Below are 1935 nucleotides of genomic sequence, written 5' to 3'. Positions count from 1 at the left end.
GGCTGGGAGGGCGGCCCGCTGGGCTACCCGACCGGGGACCCGCAGGCGATCTCCGGCGGGACGCGGCAGACCTTCCAGCACGGCGTCATCACCTCCTCGACCAGCACCGGCCGCACCACCGTCACCCGGTGACGCCCGCCATCGCCCAGCCCGACTCGAACCCGGCCCTCCGAGGAGGACGCAGCGTGACCGAGACACCCCGCCGCCTTCCCCGGTGCGGGGCGATCGCCCCCGTGCTGCTGGGCGGTCTCCTCCTCGCCGGCTGCTCGGGTGGGACCGGTGACGGTGACGGCCCCGCCGGCACACCGGCGGTCTCGGCCGGTGCCGCCGAGACGGCCGTCTCCACGGGTGTTGCGGAGACTCCGGCGGTCTCCACCGGTGCGGACACGGGGACGTCGGACCAGGACGTCGACGCCGCGACGGACGCCCCTGGCCCGGACACCACGGACGTCGTCCTCTCCTTCGTCGCCTACGACGAGGCCTCCGACGAGCTGCAGGCCGGGGGTTACGTCCGCCCCGTCGTCGAGGACGGCGGCACGTGCACCCTCGTGCTGGTGCCCGAGGCGGAGGGCGCCGCGGAGCTCGAGGTCACGGTCAGCGGTCTGGCGGATGCCTCCACCACGGTCTGCGGAGGGTTCTCGGTCGCCGGGGACGACCTCGTCCCGGGTACGTGGACGGCGGTGCTGCGCTACGGGTCCGCCGCTGCCACCGGCGAGTCCGCCCCCGTGACGGTCGAGCTGCCGGAATGACGGGGCTGCGCAGACTCGCCGCGTCGTTGCTGGCTGCCGCCTGCCTGGCCGCCCTCGTCGTCGGCGGGGGACTGCCGTCGTCGCCGACGGGCCCGGCCCTGGTGCCGGCCGCGGACATGAGCCAGTTCCGGGCGGGGAACATCATCAGCGATCAGCTGTTCTTCGACGGCAACGCCATGTCGGCGCCCGACGTCCAGGCCTTCCTGGTGAGCAAGAACCCCCGATGCGTCGCGGGGTCCGACGGCACGCCGTGCCTCAAGGACTACCGCATGGACACCACGACCAAGCCCGCTGATGCCAGCTGCCGCGGCACGTACCAGGGGGCCGGCGGGGAGACGGCGGCCACCATCATCGCGAAGGTCGGTCAGGCCTGCGGCATCAGTCAACGCGTCCTGCTGGTGATCCTCCAGAAGGAGCAGGGCCTGGTCACGGCCACCGGGAGCAGCCTCTACGCCCGGCGGTACCGCGAGGCCATGGGCTTCGCCTGCCCGGACACCGCCCCCTGCAACCCGGCGTACAACGGCTTCTTCAACCAGGTCTACAGCGCCGCATCGCGGTATCGCTACTACGCAGACAACCCGACGCGGTTCAACCACCGTGCCGGCGCGGTGAACCAGATCCGTTTCGACGTCGAGGCGGACTGCGGCTCCTCCGGCGTCTTCATCGAGAACCAGGCCACCGCGGGCCTGTACAACTACACGCCCTACCAGCCCAACCCCGCGGCGCTCGCGGCGGGGAGGGGCACGGGTGACCGCTGCTCGGCGTACGGCAACCGGAACTTCTGGATCTACTACACCGACTGGTTCGGCTCCACCCAGATCCCGGGCGCCGCCGAGGTGACCGGCCGGTACGCGCAGACCGGCGGCGAGGTCGGACCGCTGGGCGCCATCGCGGCCAACGTGCTGTGCGGCCTGCGCGACGGCGGCTGCTTCCAGGGCTACGCGCGCGGCGCCATCTACTGGTCCCCGGCCAGCGGGGCCCGGATCGTGTACAGCGGTGCCGTCCGGGATCGGTGGGCGGGGCAGGGCTGGGAGACCGGGGCGTTGGGGTATCCGGTGGGTGACACGGTGTGTGGGTTGCGTGATGGTGGGTGTTTCCAGGCGTTCCAGGGTGGGGCGGTGTACTGGTCGCCGTCCTCGGGGGCGCGGGTGGTGTCGGGTGCGGTGCGGGACCGGTGGGCGGCGCA

3 protein-coding genes are annotated in these 1935 nt (G+C 72.8%); all 3 read left to right on the top strand.

Going from position 1 to position 1935, the window contains the following annotated elements:
* The first annotated feature begins 18 nt into the window (after positions 1-18).
* Positions 19-132, top strand: a complete 114-nt coding sequence (locus ACI781_RS19090; protein WP_456567710.1) for a hypothetical protein — start codon at positions 19-21, stop codon at positions 130-132.
* Between the two features lie 53 nt (positions 133-185).
* Entirely contained in the window at positions 186-749 is a 564-nt protein-coding gene (locus ACI781_RS19085) for a hypothetical protein (RefSeq protein WP_456567709.1), read from the top strand.
* Positions 746-1935 (top strand): LGFP repeat-containing protein (locus ACI781_RS19080; RefSeq protein ID WP_456567708.1); only part of this gene is annotated, 1190 nt, incomplete at its 3' end. The genes ACI781_RS19085 and ACI781_RS19080, both read left to right, overlap by 4 nt.

The organism is Blastococcus sp. SYSU D00695 (assembly GCF_054050555.1).
This window is presented reverse-complemented; position numbering and strand designations above follow the sequence as displayed.